Genomic DNA, 17908 nt, shown 5'->3' with positions numbered 1-17908 from the left:
CGCCTTGCCCCGTCATTGTTGTACGGGGCGGAGTATCCAGGGCTGTCTTTATGGTTGTATGACAGTCCTAGCGCCGGGGCTGAACAGGATTCCCCTCCCAGCGCGAGCGACCCGGCAGGGTTTCGCCCTTCATCACCAGCGACAGCGGACCCAGTTCCACGTCGTCACCGACACGGGCGCCATAGAGCACCACGCTGCGCGGCCCCAGGTTGACCCCGGCTCCCAGCTCGACTTCGCCGACCTTCATCACCCGGTCTTCGAACAGGTGGGTCTGGGGCCCGGCCAGGGCATTGAGTTCGCCATGGTCACCGAGGCGCACGCAGTCGAATTCAGTGAGGTCGGTGGTATCCAGGTAGGTGCCGCGCCCCAGGCGGGCGCCGAGCAGGCGCAGCGCCAGCGGCAACCAGGGCGTGCCACGCAGGGTGCCGAGCAGATTGGGCACCGCCAGGGTTTCATAGAGGCTGGTGATGGCCTCGCTGCGCCAGACGAAAAAGGTCCACATGGGCGCCGAGCGCGGGCGATAACGGCCGACCACCAGCCACTTGAGCCCCAGCACGACCAGGAAGCTGGCCAGGGCGAAGGTGCTGCCGGCCAGCAGGGTCTCGCCGAGCAGTTGCAGCCAGGCGCCGGCCTGCCACAGCGGCACCAGGGCTTCGGCGATGGCGCAGCCGGCGGCGACGGTGAAGCCGGTGGGCAGCACGATGCGCAGGGCCTCGATCAGGCCACGCGCCACCCGGCGCCAGGGTGCCGGGCGAAAGGTCAGGCTTTCCGGGTAGCCGGTCAGGGTCTCCCGCGCCGGCAGCCGGACCGCCGGCGAGCCGAGCCAGGTTTCGCCCCGGCGCAGGGGCACGCCTTCGTCGAGCCGACCCAGGACACCGATCAGGGCGTCTTCGGGGAGGTGGCAGCCGTCGGCGACATAGGCGCCGTTGCCGACGAAACTGCGGCGGGCGATGGAGGTGCGTCTGAGGGTCATCCAGCCCTGGGCCACCTGTTCGTCACCCAGCATCACGGCATCGGCGATAAAGGTCTCGGCGCCCAGTTCCAGCAGCGAGGAGACCGGACCCTGGGCGGTGGAAATCTCGGCATCACGGCCGACCCGGGCACCCAGCAGGCGATACCAGAGCGCCGAATAAACGGTGGCATAGAGGCCCTGCAGACTCTGCAGCGCCGACTCCTGGATCAGGTTGGCCAGCCACTTGCGCCAGTAGAAGAGGCTGTCGATCGACCACTGGCCTTCTTCCAGCCGCGGCAGGATCAACCGCCGTGCCAGGGCGCAGCCAAGCAGGGTCAGGGCGACGCTGACCACGCCCAGCGGCAGGGCCAGCACGCCGTATTGCAGGGCATCGAGCAGCAGCGAAGAGGTGTGCCACCAGGGCAGGCCACCGAAGCTTTCCAGTTCGTCGATCAGCAGCGCCAGGGGAAACAGCGGCATGAAGAACAGCACCGAGACCACCAGGCCGCTGAGGGCATAGAGCCCTTTCAGCACGGCACGCTGGGCACGGGATACCGGAGCCGGCGGCAGGACGCGGGCACCGGCGGCGCCCTGGTCATGGGCCGGCGCGCCGCCCCAGTTGCGTCCGGCCGGGATGCGCTGGCCGCTGCGCAGGGCGGATTGGGCCTGCAGGCGCGCTCCGTCACCGAGGGCGGTGTCGCCTTCGAGGATGGCATAGGAGCCGACCTGGGCTTCGCGACCCAGGGTCACGGCGCCGAGCAGCAGTTCGCCGCGCAGCACCCGGGCGTTTTCGAAGTTGACGCCATTGCCCAGGCTGGCGCCCTGCCCCAGGGTCAGCAACTCGGGGACGCGCAGGGTCAGGGTGCCGACGAAGGCCTCGGCGCCGACCTGGGCGCCCAGCAGCCGTAGCCAGCCACGGGCCAGGGGCGAACCGCTGAGCAGGTAGGCCGGCGCCAGGGCGAGAAAGCGCTCCCCCAGCCACCAGCGGTAGTAGGTCAGGCCCCAGAGCGGATAGCGACCGGGCTGCAGGCGACCGGTGAGGCGCTTGCCCAGCAGGGCCACGGCGAATTCCAGGCCGATGGCCAGGACGAACAGACTCAGGGCGGTCAGCATCGCCAGGGGCAGCGCGGTACCGGAATGGATCAGCAGCGGAAAGGCCAGAAAAGGCGCCAGCCAGCGGCCCAGGCGCAGGGTCAGCAGCGGCGGCAGGGCCACCGCCTGGGCGAGGCCACAGCGCCAGCGTCGCCAGCGGCTGGGCGGCGCCCAGGCCTCGGTGGCCGTCGCCGTGCCCGCCTCGGCGGCATCCGCCTCCAGGGCGTCGGCAATGGCGCCCAGGGTGCGGCCGGCATAGACCGCCTTGACCGTGGCGCTGGCATAGCGCGGGTCCTGGCGCAGGCGCGAGACCAGGCGGGCGACGAACAGCGAGTGCCCGCCCAGGTCGTCGAAGAAATCCATCTCGGCGTGCAGGGGCTGACCAGGGAAGAGTTCGGCGGTGGCCGCCAGCAGCGCACCCAGGGCGCCACTGGCCGGGGCGATCGGCGCCACCACGGCAATGGCCAGGGGCCGGGCCCGCAGTTGCTTGCGGTCGATCTTGCCGGAGTTCAGCCGCGGCATCTCGCCGAGCCACTCGAAGCGACTGGGCACCATGTACAGCGGCAGGCAGCCGGCCAGCTCGGTCCGCAGCAGGTCGCTGCGCGGCAGCGGACCGCCATCGCCGACCAGGAAGGCCACCAGTTGCTCCACGCCGCCCTCTTCGCGCAGCACCACGGCCACGGTCCCGACGCCGGGTTGCCGCGCCAGGGTGGCTTCGATCTCGCCCAGCTCGAACCGATAGCCGCGGATCTTCACCTGGTCGTCGACCCGGCCCAGGCAATGCACCTGGCCATGTTCGTCGACCCGCGCCAGATCGCCGGTGCGATAGAGCTTGAGGTCGTGGCTGCCGGTGCTCCAGGGATTGGCCAGGAATTTCTCGGCGGTCAGTTCCGGCCGCCCCAGGTAGCCATCGGCCACGCCCGGACCGGTGATGCAGAGTTCGCCCACCTGATCGCGCGGCAGCAGCGCCAGCGGCAGGCTGGCATCGGCGTGCACCACCAGCAGGCTGTAGTTGGGCAGCGGTCGGCCAATGGTCACCGGCTCGCCCGGTTGCAGTTGCGCCAGGCTCGCCGAGACGGTGGCCTCGCTCGGGCCATAGGTGTTGAACAACCGCCGCTGCGGCCGACTCCAGCGCGCCACCAGGGGTTCGGGGCACATTTCGCCGCCGAGGTTGATCAGCCTCAGGCTGGGGACGTCTTCCGGCAGCAGCGCCAGCAGGGTCGGCACCACGTGCAGCACGCTGATGCGATTGGCGGTCAGGGCGCGGGCCAGGGCCTCGGGGTCGGCGGTTATCTCCCGCGGCGCCAGCCAGAGGGTGGCGCCCACCAGGTAGCTGATCCAGATCTCTTCGAAGGACATGTCGAAGGCCACCGAGAAACCCTGGTAGACCCGATCGCCGGCCTCGATACCGAGCAGCGAATTCTCGCTGCGCAGGAAGTGACAGATGCTGTCCTGGCGGATGCCGATGCCCTTAGGTTTGCCGGTGGAGCCAGAGGTGTAGATCAGGTAGGCCAGGTGGTCCGGAGAGACCTGGCCACGCCGGCGCAGGGTCTCGCCCTGGGCCAGGCCGACGCTCAGCTCGTCGGGGGTCCAGCAGCCAAGCCCGGGACGCGCCAGCAGATCGGCGAAGGGCGCCCCAGTGATCACGCCCACCGCCTGGGCATCTTCCAGGCAGAGGGCCACGCGATCGGCCGGGGTTTCGGCATCGCAGGGCAGCCAGGCGGCGCCGGTCTTGGCGATGGCCAGCTGCATCACCAGCAGCTCGATACCGCGCGGCAGCCAGAGGCCGACCACGCGGCCAGGCCCGGCGCCGGCGGCCAGCAGCCGCGACGCGGCGCGGTCGGCCCAGGCGTTCAGTTCGCCGTAGCTCAGGCTGCGCTCGCCTTCGAGCAGGGCGGGCCGCTCCGGCGCCCGCGCCGCAGTGGCCTCGAACAGATCGGCGAGGACTTCATCGCGGCACAGATCGAGGCGGATGGGGCCTTCGACCAGACTGAGGGAGAGTTCGGCAAGCGCTTCCATGGGGACAGCCTCTGGGTGTTTGGCGCAGTGTGTATCTCCCGGGTTACGCGCTCCTTAAGGGGCGCTTAGGGTTTGCTTAAGGGTTGGAAGACTGCAGCGCGCGGATGCCGGAACCGCTCTGAAATGCGCCTTTCCAGCGATCCGCCATCGATCGGCGATGGACGGCGGTGCGCTGGCGAGGCCAAAAAAAACGCCTCCCGAAGGAGGCGTTTTCAGTTACCGCTCAGTGATCAGCGCAGATCGAAACGATCCAGCTCCATCACCTTGGTCCAGACCTTGACGAAGTCCTTGACGAATTTCTCCTGGGCGTCGGCACTGCCATAGACCTCGCTCAGCGCCCGCAGCTGGGCGTGGGAGCCGAACACCAGGTCGACCCGGGTACCGGTCCACTTCAGAGCACCGGTCTGGCGATCGCGACCTTCGAAGGTGGCCTTGTCCGGACCGGTGGCCTTCCATTCGGTGGCCATGTCCAGCAGGTTGACGAAGAAGTCGTTGGTCAGGGTCTGCGGCCGCTGGGTGAAGACGCCATGCTTGGCGCCGCCCACGTTGATGTCCAGCACGCGCAGGCCGCCCAGCAACACCGTCAGTTCCGGCGCGGTCAGGTTCAGCAGGTGCGCCTTGTCCACCAGCAGGAATTCCGGCTTGACCTTGAATTCCCCGCCCACGTAGTTGCGGAAGCCATCGGCCCAGGGCTCCAGGTGCCCGAAGGAATGGACATCGGTCTGCTCCTGGGAGGCATCCACGCGACCCGGGGTGAAGGGCACGCTGACCGAATGGCCCGCCGCCTGGGCGGCCTTTTCCACCCCGACACTGCCGGCCAGCACGATCAGGTCGGCGATGGAGACCTGCTTGCCCTGGCTATTAAAGTCACGCTGGATACCTTCCAGCACGCCCAGCACCTTGGCCAGTTGCGCCGGCTGGTTGACCTCCCAGTCCTTTTGCGGCGCCAGGCGCAGACGGCCGCCATTGGCCCCGCCGCGCTTGTCGGAACCGCGGAAGGTGGAAGCAGCCGCCCAGGCGGTGCCGACCAGTTCGGACACGCTCAGGCCGGACGCGGCCAGCTTGTCCTTTAGCGCCTTGACCTCGGCCTCGCCCAGGGGCGCGCCTGCGGCCTTGGGCAGCGGGTCCTGCCACAGCAGTTCTTCGGCCGGGGTTTCCGGGCCCAGGTAGCGAGCCAGGGGACCCATGTCCCTGTGGGTCAGCTTGAACCAGGCACGGGCGAAGGCGTCGGCCAGCTGGTCCGGGTTTTCCAGGAAGCGACGGGAGATCTTCTCGTAGGCCGGATCGAAGCGCAGCGCCAGGTCCGAGGTCAGCATGGTCGGCTGATGACGCTTGCTGGGATCGTGGGCATCGGGCACGGCATTGGCACCGGCGCCGTCCTTCGGACGCCACTGGTGGGCACCGGCCGGACTCTTGAACAGCTCCCACTCGAACTTGAACATGTTCTCGAAGTATTCGTTGCTCCAGCGGGTGGGCGTGGAGGTCCAGGTCACTTCGAGGCCGCTGGTGATGGTGTCGGCGCCCTTGCCGGTGCCGTAGCTATTGTGCCAGCCGAAGCCCTGCTGTTCCAGGTCGGCCGCTTCCGGCTCGGCGCCGACGTTGGTCGCCGGGCCTGCGCCGTGGGTCTTGCCGAAGGCATGGCCGCCGGCGATCAGGGCGACGGTTTCCTCGTCGTTCATGGCCATGCGGCCAAAGGTTTCGCGGATGTCATGGGCCGAGGCCACCGGATCGGGATTGCCGTCCGGGCCTTCGGGGTTGACGTAGATCAGGCCCATCTGCACCGCGCCCAGGGGATTTTCCAGGGTGCGCTGCGGATTGTCGTTGCGACTATGCTCCACCGGATGCTGCTCGGGCTGGGCGGTCAGCACGCCATCACCGGGCTGCTCCATCTGCTTGTGCGCGCCATAGCGGACGTCGCCACCCAGCCAGACGGTTTCCGAACCCCAGAACACCGCGTCGTCCGGTTCCCAGACGTCCTGGCGACCGCCGGAGAAGCCGAAGGTCTTGAAGCCCATGGATTCCAGGGCGACGTTGCCGGTGAGGACGATGAGGTCGGCCCAGGAGATCTTGCGGCCGTACTTCTGCTTGACCGGCCAGATCAGCCGGCGCGCCTTGTCCAGGCTGACGTTGTCCGGCCAGCTGTTGAGCGGCGCGAAGCGCTGCTGACCCTGACCGGCGCCGCCACGGCCATCACCGACGCGATAGGTACCGGCGCTGTGCCAGGCCATGCGCACGAACAGCGGGCCATAGTGGCCGAAGTCGGCCGGCCACCAGTCCTGGGAATCGGTCATCACGGCGCGCAGGTCGGCCTTTACCGCTTCGAGGTCGAGGCTCTTGAATTCGCTGGCGTAGTCGAACTCTTCGCCCATGGGATCGGAGAGCGAGGAATGCTGGTGCAGGAAGTTGAGATTGAGCTGGTTCGGCCACCAATCCTTGTTGGTGGTACCGCCGCCGGCGGCGTGATTGAACGGGCACTTGGATTCGGTCGACATCTTCTTGGCTACCTCAGGGTCTTGTTCATCCGGTTGTCAGCCGCGACAGCAGCACGGCCTGCAGAAGGCGTGGTTCCGGTAGCGTCGGCCTAGGGGCCTGACAGGCGCCAGGGCCGGCGTCGAGCCAGCTCCGGGTAGAGCCCCACCATGGGCGAAGCGGACGTTGCGGTCATTGTTATCCCCTCATCAGATGGGCACACCGACGAAGCGGCGCAAACTCCATACTAGACGGCTTCGCCGCCCGGTGTGATAGAAGGTTTTGTGCGCCTCGATAGACTGACTCTGCTAGATGACCCCGGGGTGACAGGGAGCTGCCAGCCGATTCCTGGCGCGATAAGCAACGTTGGCGACCGCTTTGCAGAGGTTCGCGCGGCCTGGCTCAGTGAAGCGGAATCGAGGGCGCGCGTCGGCGCTGGCCGGGGCAAGGCAGTCCGCCATAGGCGGAAACAGAAGGAGCGGCGACCACCCTGCCCCGGGCGGTCGCCGTGCCCGGTCTAGCCCGGGGCGAACAGCAGGTTGGGCGCGTGGCGCTCGTAGCCCTCTTCCGCCAGGCGCACGTCCAGCGCCAGACTAGCGAGATCGGCGGACAGGGGTTCGCTGCGGGCGTCATGGTCGCGATAGAGATGCTTGAGATAGGTCTTGCAGTGGGCGCAGGTCTCGGCGCGCAGCGGGGCCTTCTGGGCGTTGGCGTCGTCGGTGCTCAGGGAGTAGTAGCCCAGGCCCTTGCCGGTCTCGCAGTGGCTGCACTTGACCCGCACGAAGTGCCACTCGCAGGCGCACAGCGAGCAGGTGAGGTATCTCAGGCCATTGGCCTTGCCCAGGTGATGGATGATGCCGGCCATGGGCGGCGCACCGCAGCAGGGGCAGGCCGTCTGGCTGCCCTGTTCGCGCAGGGCGCTGAAGTCACTGCGCTGCAGCCAATGGGTCCAGGCCACCTGCAGGGCAGCGCCGAGAAAGGGCACCACGCCGGCCGGCACCAGCTCGTAGCTGCCGGCCAGCAGGGCGATGGCCCAGGCCTTGCGCTGGCCGGCATCGGCCTGGCGCAGTTCTTCCAGGGCGGCCTGCACTGGCGCCTGCGCGAGCGTGAGGGTCTCCAGCAGGGCATCCAGCGCGGGCAACCAGTCGCCCTCGCGAACCAGGGTGTCGTAACCCAGGGGTGGCAGACCATGCTGCAGACTCTGGGCGCTGCGCGCCTCGTCCAGCGGCAGGGGGGCGAGACGGTCGAAGACCCCTTGCTGGGCTTCGCACAGGTCGGCCATCAGCAGCAGGTAGTCATTCAGCGCATTGCCGGCGGCCAGCAGGCGCAGGCGGTCGGCGCGATAGCCGAACAGCTCGCCACCGGGCAGCAGGATGAAATCGGGATTGACGGCCGCGGCTTCGATTTCGCCGGGCTCGAGGATCTGGCCCGCCATGGCAGGGCTCCTTAGCAAAACGGTGGAAGATGGAGGATTCAGGATAGCGGGCGGCTTGGGGTGTCGGGCTCCGCTACCCTCTCCCGGCGGGAGAGGGGGGCAAAATGCCGCGTACTCCATCCGGTAGGCTGGGTTGAGCGCAGCGAAGCCCAACGATAGAGACCGCTCACTTCTTCTCGCGGGTGACCTTCTCGTACCACAGCGAGTGGTGCTTCTTGGCCCAGGCGCGACTGACCCAGCCGGTCATCATGGCGGTTACCGAGCCCTTGATCCAGATCCCAGCATAGATGTGCACGATGATCGACAGCACCAGCACGAAGGCGGCGACGGCGTGGGCCAGGGCACCCAGGCGGATCACCGGGATGGGGAACAGGTGGGCGAAGTACTGGCGCCAGATGACCACGCCGCTGACCAGCAGGACCAGCATGCAGGCCAGCAGCACCCAGAACAGGATCTTCTGCCCGGGGTTGTACTTGTCGATCGGCGGCAGCTTTTCCTCGCGGTTGTTCAGCACGTCGTTGATCTGCTTGAGCCACTGGGCGTCTTCGCGACCGATCTTGTTGTGCCGCCAGAAGCGGATCACCAGGAAGGCGAAGAACAGGAACATCGCCACGCCCATGAAGGGATGCAGGATGCGCGTCCAGGTGCCGCCACCGAACAGGTTCGACAGCGGGAACAGCGCGGGGTGGAACAGCGCCAGTCCCGACAGCCCGGCCATGAAGAACAGGATCGCCACGATCCAGTGGTTGGTCCGCTCGTTGGCGTTGTAACGCTGGATTTCAGGTTTCATCTCGATCTCCCAGGACACCCCCGGCCAAACCGGGGGCGTACCCCTGCTAGGGCTGCTTGTCGTGCGGATCGAAGATCTGCACGGACGGACTCAGCTGCTTGACCTCGCCCCTGGGCGCATCGCCCTCGGGACGGGGCGGCGCCTCGACCACTTCGTCGTCGTCATCGGTCCGGTTGGGGCCGACGCGCACGTAGTGGAAGAAACCGGCCAGCACCGCCGCGCCCATGGCGAACAGCGCCAGGGGTTTGGTGAAGCCCTTCCACAGACCCACGGTGGGGCTGATGGTCGGGTCCTTGGGCAGGTGGTTGTACAGCTGCGGCTGGTCGGCATGGTGCAGCACGTACATGACGTGGGTGCCCCCTACCCCAACCGGGTCGTACAGACCGGCGTTCTCGTAGCCGCGGCTCTTGAGATCGACGATGCGCTCGGCGGCGTGCTCCTTCATGGCGTCCTTGGTACCGAAGACGATGGCGCCGGTCGGGCAGGTCTTCACGCAGGCCGGCTCCAGGCCGACCCCGACCCGGTCCGAACACAGCGAGCACTTGTAGGCCTTGTTGTCCTTCTTCGAGATCCGCGGGATATCGAAGGGGCAACCGGCGATGCAGTAGCCGCAACCGATGCAGTGGTCCTGGTTGAAGTCGACGATGCCGTTGGCGTACTTGACGATGGCCCCCGGACTTGGGCAGGCCTTCAGGCAACCCGGCTCGGCGCAGTGCATGCAACCGTCCTTGCGGATCAGCCACTCCAGCTTGCCGGCCTCGTCCTCGTGCTCGGTGAAACGCATCAGCGTCCAGGAGTCCGCGGTGAGGTCCGCCGGGTTGTCGTAGGTGCCGTGGGTGTGGCCCACCTCGTCGCGCAACTCGTTCCATTCGGAACAGGCGACCTGGCAGGCCTTGCAGCCGATGCACTTGGACACATCGATCAGCTTGGCCACTTCCGCCTGGGTGCGCACCGACGTATAGGCCGTGGTGGTCGCGGAGCGGGCATAGATATCTTGGCTTGCCATCACGCTTTCTCCACGTTGACGAGGAACGACTTGAACTCGGGCGTCTGGGTATTCCCGTCACCTACGAAGGGGGTCAGGGTGTTGGCCAGGTAACCCATCCGCGCCACACCGGAGAAACCCCAGTGGATGGGGATGCCGACGTGGTGCACCGTCTCGCCGTTGACCTGCAGCGGACGGATCCGCTTGGTCACCACCGCCTTGCAGACGATGTGGCCGCGCTTGGAGGTGACGCGCACGAGATCACCCGCGGCGATGCCCTTCTGCTTGGCCAGCACCTCGCCGATCTCGACGAACTGCTCCGGCTGGATGATGGCGTTGAGGCGGCAGTGCTTGCTCCAGTAGTGGAAGTGCTCGGTCAGACGGTAGGTGGTGGCCGCATAGGGGAAGTCCTTGCGATCGCCGAAGTCCGCCCAGTCGTCCTTGAGCACCCGCGCCGCCGGGCTGTTGAGCGCCTTGCGGTTGTTGGGATGCAGCGGGTTGACGCCGATGGGCGTCTCGAATGGCTCGTAGTGCTCCGGGAAGGGCCCTTCGGCCATCTTGTCCAGGGCGAAGAAACGCGCCACCCCTTCCGGGTTCATGATGAAGGGACTCATGCCGTCGGCCGGCTTGGCGTCGATCTTGAAGTCGGGCACGTCGGTGCCGCCCCACTTCTGCGCCTTGTCGTTCCACCACACCAGCTTCTTGCTCGGGTCCCAGGGCTTGCCCTGGAGATCCGAGGAGGCGCGGTTGTAGAGGATGCGTCTGTTGTTCGGCCACGACCAGGCCCAGCCCAGGGTCTGCCCCATATGGAAGGGATCGCTGTTGTCGCGCCGCGCCATCTGGTTGCCCTGCTCGGTCCAGGCGCCGCAGAAGATCCAGCAACCCGACGCCGTGCTGCCGTCGTCCATCAACTGGCCGAAGCCGGCGAGTTGCTGACCGGCCTTGGCCGAGACCGCGCCCTTGGCATCCAGCACATCGGTGACCGCGTAGCCGTTGTACTCCTTGGCCAGCTCCTCGGGGGCCGGCTCCTCCGGCTTGGCGTAGGGCCAGGACAGCCCCAGGATCGGATCGGGGAAGGCCCCGCCGTCCCTGGCATAGGCCTCGCGCAGCTTGAGGAACAGCTCGGACATGATGGCGATGTCGCTGCGCCCTTCGCCGGGTGCCTCGGCGCCCTTGAAGTGCCACTGCAGCCAGCGGCTGGAGTTGACCAGGGAACCGTCTTCCTCGGCGAAGCAGGTGGTGGGCAGGCGGAACACCTCGGTCTGGATCTCGGCGGTGTTCACATCGTTGTGATCGCCGTGGTTGCGCCAGAACTCGGAGGTCTCGGTGGCCAGCGGGTCCATGATCACCAGCCACTTGAGCTTGGACAGGCCGCGCAGGATCTTGCCCTTGTTGGGGAAGGCGGCGATGGGGTTGAAGCCCTGGCAGACATAGCCGTTGACCTGGCCCTTGCCCATCATGTCGAAGTAGCGCAGGACGTCGTAGCCGGCACCGGTGACGTCGACCTTGGGCAACCAGTGGTAGCACCAGTCGTTGTCCTTGGTGGCCTTGTCGCCGTACCAGGCCTTCATCAGGCTGACGTGGAACTTGCCGTAGTTCTGCCAGTAGCTCATCTGCCCCGGACGCAGCGGCTTGCTGGCGCGCCGGGCGATGAAGGCGTTGTAGTCCTGCTCGCCGTCGCCGCCGATGGTCAGGTAGCCGGGCAGCTGGATCGACAGCAGGCCCAGGTCGGTGAGGCCCTGGATGTTGGAGTGACCGCGCAGGGCGTTCATGCCGCCACCCGGCAGGCCGATGTTGCCCAGCAGCAACTGCACCATGGCGCCGCAGCGGATGATCTGCGCCCCGATGGAGTGCTGGGTCCAGCCCAGGGCATAGAGGATGGTCATGACGCGACCGGGCGCCGAGGTCTCGGCGATTTCGGCCCAGACCTTCTGGATCGCGTCGGTCGGCGTGCCACAGGTCTGGCTGGCCACTTCCAGGGTGTAGCGGCTGTAATGCTGCTTCATCAGCTGGAAGACGCAGCGCGGATCCTGCAGGGTCGGATCGATCTTGACGAAGCCGTCGTCGCCGATCTGATAGCCCCAGTTCACCTTGTCGGTGTAGGTGCGCTTCTCGGCGTCATAGCCGTTGTACAGGCCGTCCTCGAAGGTGAAGCCTTCCTTCACCAGGAAGCCGGCGTCGGTGTAGTTGCGGACGTACTCCTGCTGGATCTTGTCGTGGGTGATCAGGTAATTGATCAGCCCGCCGAGGAAGGCGATGTCGCTGCCGGTGCGGATCGGCGCGTAATAGTCGGCGACCGAGGCGGAACGGGTGAAACGCGGATCGACCACGATCAGCTGGGCGTTGTTGTGCGCCTTGGCCTCGGTGACCCATTTGAAGCCGCACGGATGGGCTTCAGCGGCATTGCCGCCCATGATGAGGACGAGATTGGCGTTCTTGATGTCGCTCCAATGATTCGTCATCGCACCACGGCCAAACGTCGGGGCAAGACCTGCCACCGTCGGGCCGTGTCAAACGCGCGCCTGGTTGTCGAAGGCCAGCAGGCCCAGACTCCGTGCGATCTTCTGCGTCAGATAACCGGTTTCATTGGAGGACGCCGAGGCGGCCAGGAAGCCCGTGGTCAACCAGCGATTGACCGTCTGGCCCTGGTCGTTGGTGGCGATGAAGTTGGCGTCGCGGTCTTCCTTCATCAGGGTGGCGATGCGCCCGAGCGCCTCGTCCCAGCTGATGCGGGTCCACTCGTTGCTGCCGGGCTTGCGGACTTCCGGGTACTTGAGGCGATTGGGGCTGTGGATGAAATCCAGCAGGCCGGCACCTTTCGGGCAGAGGGTGCCACGGTTGACCGGATGGTCGGCGTCGCCCTCGATGTGAATGATGTTCTGGGCCACGTTCTTGGCCCGGTCACCCATGCTGTACATGATCAGGCCGCAGCCGACCGAGCAATAGGGACAGGTGTTGCGGGTTTCCACGGTGTGCGCCAGTTTGAAATGGCGCACCTGGTCGGCAAAGGCGGCTGTGGGAGCCATGCCTAACGCCGCCAGGCTGGATCCCGCAAGGCCGACTCCAGCGACCTTGAAGAATTGCCGACGGTTCATATCCACGATTCTTATCCTCCTTCAGGCTGTGTCCGGTACATGGCCGAACCCTGCCCAGAGAGTAACCCAACCTGCTGTCTTATCGAGCGTTTGGCTGTTGTCGCCGATCAATGGAAGTCAGCCTTTTGTCTCCTGATCCGCCGCGGTCTGACGAACGGACCAGCTGCTCAGCACGGATGTGCGCCCTCCGTGACCAGCGGATCGACGCCGGCCAATCGCTGCTCACCGAGCGGATGCGCAAGGCCGGAGCAGGGCAAGAGGCGTCACGTAGAGCCGCCCGCCAATCCCGTCCATTCGGCAGCGCCGGAAAGTCATGCTAAGCTCGCTAACTTTCCTCGCGATGCCTGCGGACCCCTTGACCATGTCCAAGCGCCTGCCCACGCCGCCATAGCACCACCCCTCCTCCGGTAACCGCCCCTGGGGCGTATGCCCGTGTCTTGCTGACCTGTCGTCTCTCCGCGATCGCGCCCCGCCGTGCTGTCGCCCGTTCTGGATACGCCATGAAAAGTGTCTCTCCCCGCGCCGACATCCTGGCCGGTCTCACCACGTCCTTCGCGCTGGTGCCCGAGTGCATCGCCTTCGCCCTGGTCGCCCATCTCAATCCGTTGATGGGTCTCTATGGCGCCTTCTTCATCTGTGCCCTCACCGCCCTCTTTGGTGGCCGCCCCGGCATGGTCTCCGGCGCCGCCGGCTCCATGGCGGTGGTCATCATCGCCCTGGTGGTGCAGCACGGCGTGCAGTACCTGCTGGCCACGGTGGTGCTCGGCGGCCTGCTGATGATCGCCTTCGGCCTCTTGCGTCTGGGCAAGCTGATCCGCATGGTGCCGCACCCGGTCATGCTGGGGTTCGTCAACGGCCTGGCCATCGTCATCGCCCTGGCCCAGCTGGAACACTTCAAGCAGGGCAACACCTGGCTCAGCGGTACCCCGCTGTACCTGATGATCGGCCTGACCGCCGTGACCATGGCCATCATCTGGCTGCTGCCGCGGCTGACTCGCGCCGTGCCGCCGGCCCTGGCCGCCATCCTCGGCGTGGGGCTGGCGGTGCATTTCCTCGACCTGCCCACCCGTACCCTGGGTGACATGGCCCATATCGCCGGCGGCCTGCCGCGCCTGGCGCTGCCCGACATCCCCTGGAGCCTGGAAACGCTGCAGATCATCCTGCCCTATGCAGTGCTGATGGCCCTGGTCGGCCTGCTGGAAACCCTGCTGACCCTGAATCTCACCGACGAGATCACCGAGAGTCGCGGCCTGCCCAATCGCGAGTGCGTGGCCCTCGGCGCGGCCAACCTGGCCTCGGGGCTGTTCGGCGGCATGGGCGGTTGCGCCATGATCGGCCAGACCATGATCAACCTGAGCTCGGGTGGCCGTGGCCGACTGTCGGGGGTGGTCGCCGGCGCGCTGATGCTGCTGTTCGTGCTGTTTCTCTCGCCACTGATCGAGCGCATTCCGCTGGCGGCGCTGGTCGGCACCATGTTCGTGGTCGCCCAACAGACCTTCGCCTGGGCCTCGTTGCGGGTGCTGCACCGGGTACCGCGCAGCGACATGCTGATGATCATTGCCGTCACCGTGATCACCGTCTTCGCCGACCTCGCCACCGCGGTACTCTGCGGCATCGTCCTGGCTGCGCTCAACTTCGCCTGGCAGCACGCCCGGCGCCTTTACGCCGACAGCCACCTGGAGGCCGACGGCAGCAAGAGGTACCAGGTCCACGGCACCCTGTTCTTCGCCTCCACCGCCACCTTCTTGAACCAGTTCGATCCGGCCGGCGACCCCGCCAGGGTCGTGGTGGACTGCCGCCACCTGAGTTTCGTCGACTACTCCGCCGTGGCCGCGCTGCGCACCCTGCACGAACGCTATGCCAAGGCCGGCAAGCGGGTGCGGGTGCTGCACCTGTCCCAACGCTGCAAGCAGCTACTGCGCCGCGGCGGCATGACGGACGACCTCGCCCTCGGCGATTGAACCCGCAACGGCGCGCCCGGGTCTCTCCCAGCAATGTCCTGCTCCTGGAGACCCGCGGCCATGTCCAAGATCCTCGCCTGCCTCGACGGCTCGGCCGTCAGCGCCGCCGTCTGCGACTTCGCCGCCTGGGCCGGCACCACCCTGGATGCCCCGCTCACCCTGCTGCACGTGCTGGATCAGCGCCGCTATCCGCGGCCGGGCCAGGCCACGCCGCCCCTGCTGGTCAACCGGGAACACCTGCTGACCGAGCTGGCGGCGCTGGATGCCCAGCGCGGCACCCTGGCGGAAGACCAGGGTCGGCTGCTGCTCGATGCGGCCCAGCTGCGGGTGGAGGAGCAACAGGCGCGCTGCGCCGGGGCCGTGCTGCAGCACGGTGACCTGATAGGTTCGCTGGAAAGTCTGCAGGAGGATTTCGACCTCATCGTGCTGGGCCGTCAGGGCGAGGACAGTCCACCCAAGCGGCTGATCGGCCGCCACCTGGAAAGCGCCATCCGCCTCCTGCATCGCCCGCTGCTGGTGGCCGGCCACCTGTTCGTCAAGCCCAGCGGCGTGCTGCTGGCCTACGACGACAGCAACAGCGCGCGCAAGGCGGTGACCTGGGTGGCCACCTGCCGGCTGTTCGACGGCCTGGCCTGCCACCTGGTGACCGTCGGCCGCGACCGCGAAGAACGCCGCGCCGCCCTCGCCCGCGCCGCCGAGGAACTCAGGGCCCGGGGCCGCACGGTCACCACCGCCATCACCGACGGCGACGTGGAACTGGGCCTGGAGCGCTATCGCAAGCAGCACGGCCTGGAGCTGGTGGTGATGGGTGCCTTCGGCCACTCCCGCCTGCGCCACTTCTTCATGGGCAGCAACACCCGCAACATGCTGGAAGCCGCCGGCAGCGCGCTGATCGTGGTGCGTTAGCCCAGGCTGCCGCCTAGAAATCCACCCGCCCGCGACTGGCCTTGAGGCCGCTGCGGCGCGACTTGCCTTCCAGGCGGCGCTGCTTGGAGCCATAGGTGGGCTTGGTCGGACGCCGCGGCTTTTCCTGGACATTGGCCGTGGCGATCAGCGTGGCCAGGCGCTCCAGGGCATCGGCGCGATTCTGCTCCTGGGTGCGGTACTGCTGCGCCTTGATCACCACCACGCCATCGCGGCTGATGCGCCCGTCGCGCAGGGTCAGCAGCCGCTCCTTGAGCGCTTCCGGCAGCGACGACGCCTGGATGTCGAATCTCAGGTGGACGGCGCTGGAGACCTTGTTGACGTTCTGCCCACCCGCACCCTGGGCGCGAACCGCGGTGAGCTGGATTTCCTGCTCGGGCAGCGTCAGACGCTCATCGATGACCAGACTCACGCCAGGTGCGCGCCGCGGCTGAGCCAGGCGTCCAGCAACGGTTCCAGTTCCTCCAGCGGCTGGTAGCCGTTGGTGACCAGCGCCAGCTGACCATCCCGCTCGGCCAGCAGCGTGGGGAAGCCGGCGATACCCAGATTCAAGGCCCAGTCGAAGTCGGCCTGGGTCGCCTGATGTGCCGACTCGTCGTCGAACAGCGGCGCGAATTCGATGCGCGGCAGGCCACAGGCTTCGGCCAGTTCCACCAGCAGCGCCGGCTGGGTGACGTCGCGGGCTTCGACATAGAAGGCCCGCTGGATACGCTTGGCCAGTGGCCAGACCGCCTCTTCGTCGAGCTGGCGAGCGGCGACCAGGGCACGGCAGGCGGGCTCGGTGTCGTACACCAGGCCTTCCGGCGGCCCCTGGTCCAGGGCGAAGGGCTGGCCGGTGGTCTCCTGCACCGCCTGCCAGTAGGCCAGGGTGCGCACCCGGCTGGCGGTGTCCTGGGCCACCCGCTCGCGACGCAGGCCGCCCACCACCAGGTGCAGGGGAATGCCCTGGGCGCCCGCCCGCTCGGCCAGGCGCTCGACCACCGGCGCGAAACCCCAGCACCAGGAGCACATGGGGTCCATCACATAGAGCAGGCGACCGGGCATCCTAGACCTCCTCGGGGTTTGGCATGGCGTTCAGCCGCGGATCGCGGCCGATGGGATGGGGTTCGTTGCGCAGGCGCGCCAGCTCGATCTGCTTCTGCCGCTCGCGGGCACCGGCGCGGGTCTTTTCCGACAGCGAATCCCAGCAGTGCGGGCAACTGATGCCGGGGCTGTAATGCGCTGACTGCATGTCTTCCGGCGAGACCGGCGTGCGGCAGGCATGGCACTGGTCGTAGACCCCTTCGGCGAGGTCGTGGGTCACGGTCACCCGGTTGTCGAAGACAAAGCACTCGCCCTCCCAGCGCGACTCCGCTGCCGGCACCTCTTCGAGGTACTTGAGGATGCCGCCCTTGAGGTGGAAGACCTCGGGAAAGCCTTCCTGCAGCATGAAGCTCGACGCCTTTTCGCAGCGGATGCCGCCGGTGCAGAACATGGCGACCTTCCTGTGCCGGGCCGGATCGAAGTGCTCGCGGATATAGGCCGGGAAATCGCGAAAGCTCTTGGTCTGGGGATCGATGGCACCCTTGAAGCTGCCGATGCCCACCTCGTAGTCGTTGCGGGTGTCGATCACCAGCACCTCGGGATCGTCCACCAGGGCGTTCCAGTCCCGCGGCTCGACATAGGTACCCACGCGGCGGCTGGGATCGACGCCGGGCACGCCCAGGGTGACGATCTCCTTCTTCAGCTTGACCTTGGTGCGATAGAAGGGCTGCTCGGCGCAGTAGGATTCCTTGTGGTCGATGTCCACCAGGCGCGCATCGGCGCGCAGCCAGGCTAGTACCGCATCGATGCCTTCGCGGCTGCCGGAGACGGTGCCGTTGATGCCTTCCTCGGCCAGCAGCAGGGTGCCCTTGACGTCATGGGTCAGCAGGGTCTGCAGCAGGGGTTCACGCAATTGGACATAGTCGTCCAGGGTGACGAACTTGTACAAGGCCGCCACGACAATCTTGTCGGTCATCTTCGGGTTCCCAGGGGTCGCCCTCGCAAAGGGCGGACCGGTTAGAACCTGTTCACGACCTGCTGCGCGTCGGCCAAACTGCGTTGAAAAGGTCCTGGAAGGCCGGCCCCGTCGGAATGCTCATTTACCTCTCGTAAACTCGAGCGCGAGTCCGATCCGCTTCCTCAGCCCTTTTCGCCTTGTTTGT

General features: G+C 67.1%; 11 protein-coding genes. 2 read left to right on the top strand and 9 right to left on the bottom strand.

Features of this window, described 5'->3' with window-relative positions:
- Positions 1 to 67: 67 nt before the first annotated feature.
- From GSQ95_RS18710 to fdnG, 6 genes are all read right to left on the bottom strand, one after another.
- Positions 68 to 4063 (bottom strand): Pls/PosA family non-ribosomal peptide synthetase, encoded by a 3996-nt coding sequence (locus GSQ95_RS18710; protein ID WP_158894119.1) that lies wholly within the window; start codon positions 4061 to 4063, stop codon positions 68 to 70.
- 230 nt (positions 4064 to 4293) lie between these two features.
- Positions 4294 to 6555, bottom strand: a complete 2262-nt coding sequence (katG, locus tag GSQ95_RS18705; RefSeq protein ID WP_158894117.1) for a catalase/peroxidase HPI — start codon at positions 6553 to 6555, stop codon at positions 4294 to 4296.
- A 494-nt stretch (positions 6556 to 7049) separates the two neighbouring features.
- The gene (gene fdhE, locus GSQ95_RS18700) at positions 7050 to 7967 is read right to left on the bottom strand and encodes a formate dehydrogenase accessory protein FdhE (protein WP_158894115.1); all 918 of its coding nucleotides are present in this window, start codon (positions 7965 to 7967) and stop codon (positions 7050 to 7052) included.
- A 166-nt stretch (positions 7968 to 8133) separates the two neighbouring features.
- Positions 8134 to 8757 (bottom strand): formate dehydrogenase subunit gamma, encoded by a 624-nt coding sequence (locus tag GSQ95_RS18695; protein WP_133862815.1) that lies wholly within the window; start codon positions 8755 to 8757, stop codon positions 8134 to 8136.
- 46 nt (positions 8758 to 8803) lie between these two features.
- Complete coding sequence (gene fdxH, locus GSQ95_RS18690; protein WP_133862816.1) at positions 8804 to 9763, bottom strand: formate dehydrogenase subunit beta; 960 nt, start codon at positions 9761 to 9763, stop codon at positions 8804 to 8806.
- Positions 9763 to 12843 carry a formate dehydrogenase-N subunit alpha gene (gene fdnG, locus GSQ95_RS18685; RefSeq protein ID WP_158894113.1) on the bottom strand — a complete coding sequence of 1027 codons (3081 nt, stop codon included), beginning with the start codon at positions 12841 to 12843 and terminating at the stop codon, positions 9763 to 9765. Before fdnG ends, fdxH begins: the two co-directional genes overlap by 1 nt.
- 494 nt (positions 12844 to 13337) lie before the next feature.
- Here fdnG and GSQ95_RS18680 point away from each other — a divergent pair, with 494 nt between their 5' ends.
- Positions 13338 to 14798, top strand: coding sequence for a SulP family inorganic anion transporter (locus GSQ95_RS18680; protein WP_158894111.1), 1461 nt, complete (start codon positions 13338 to 13340; stop codon positions 14796 to 14798).
- Between the two features lie 60 nt (positions 14799 to 14858).
- A complete protein-coding gene (locus GSQ95_RS18675; protein ID WP_158894109.1) occupies positions 14859 to 15704 on the top strand; it encodes a universal stress protein in 846 nt (281 codons plus the stop codon).
- Between the two features lie 13 nt (positions 15705 to 15717).
- Here the strand turns inward: GSQ95_RS18675 and arfB are convergent, their stop codons facing one another.
- From arfB to GSQ95_RS18660, 3 genes are read right to left on the bottom strand one after another with little or no spacing between them, the layout of a single operon-like run.
- On the bottom strand, positions 15718 to 16134 hold the full coding sequence (gene arfB, locus GSQ95_RS18670; RefSeq protein WP_372240072.1) for an alternative ribosome rescue aminoacyl-tRNA hydrolase ArfB: 417 nt from the start codon (positions 16132 to 16134) through the stop codon (positions 15718 to 15720).
- Positions 16131 to 16766, bottom strand: a complete 636-nt coding sequence (locus GSQ95_RS18665; protein ID WP_158894107.1) for a DsbA family protein — start codon at positions 16764 to 16766, stop codon at positions 16131 to 16133. The genes arfB and GSQ95_RS18665 overlap by 4 nt, the downstream gene beginning before the upstream one ends.
- Position 16767: 1 nt before the next feature.
- Entirely contained in the window at positions 16768 to 17721 is a 954-nt protein-coding gene (locus tag GSQ95_RS18660; RefSeq protein WP_158894105.1) for a rhodanese-related sulfurtransferase, read from the bottom strand.
- Between the last annotated feature and the right edge of the window lie 187 nt (positions 17722 to 17908).

It is taken from the genome of Pseudomonas sp. BAV 4579 (assembly GCF_009765395.1).
GTDB classification, from domain to species: Bacteria; Pseudomonadota; Gammaproteobacteria; order Pseudomonadales; family Pseudomonadaceae; genus Chryseomonas; species Chryseomonas aestiva.
Note: the sequence above shows the minus strand (reverse complement) of the source record. Positions and strands in the feature narration are given on the sequence as shown.

Excerpts from the sequence above, each read along its gene's own strand:
- GSQ95_RS18710 (WP_158894119.1), bottom strand. The coding sequence starts at position 4,063 with ATGGAAGCGCTTGCCGAACTCTCCCTCAGTCTGGTCGAAGGCCCCATC.
- katG (WP_158894117.1), bottom strand. The coding sequence starts at position 6,555 with ATGTCGACCGAATCCAAGTGCCCGTTCAATCACGCCGCCGGCGGCGGT.
- fdhE (WP_158894115.1), bottom strand. The coding sequence starts at position 7,967 with ATGGCGGGCCAGATCCTCGAGCCCGGCGAAATCGAAGCCGCGGCCGTC.
- GSQ95_RS18695 (WP_133862815.1), bottom strand. The coding sequence starts at position 8,757 with ATGAAACCTGAAATCCAGCGTTACAACGCCAACGAGCGGACCAACCAC.
- fdxH (WP_133862816.1), bottom strand. The coding sequence starts at position 9,763 with ATGGCAAGCCAAGATATCTATGCCCGCTCCGCGACCACCACGGCCTAT.
- GSQ95_RS18680 (WP_158894111.1), top strand. The coding sequence starts at position 13,338 with ATGAAAAGTGTCTCTCCCCGCGCCGACATCCTGGCCGGTCTCACCACG.
- GSQ95_RS18675 (WP_158894109.1), top strand. The coding sequence starts at position 14,859 with ATGTCCAAGATCCTCGCCTGCCTCGACGGCTCGGCCGTCAGCGCCGCC.
- GSQ95_RS18665 (WP_158894107.1), bottom strand. The coding sequence starts at position 16,766 with ATGCCCGGTCGCCTGCTCTATGTGATGGACCCCATGTGCTCCTGGTGC.
- GSQ95_RS18660 (WP_158894105.1), bottom strand. The coding sequence starts at position 17,721 with ATGACCGACAAGATTGTCGTGGCGGCCTTGTACAAGTTCGTCACCCTG.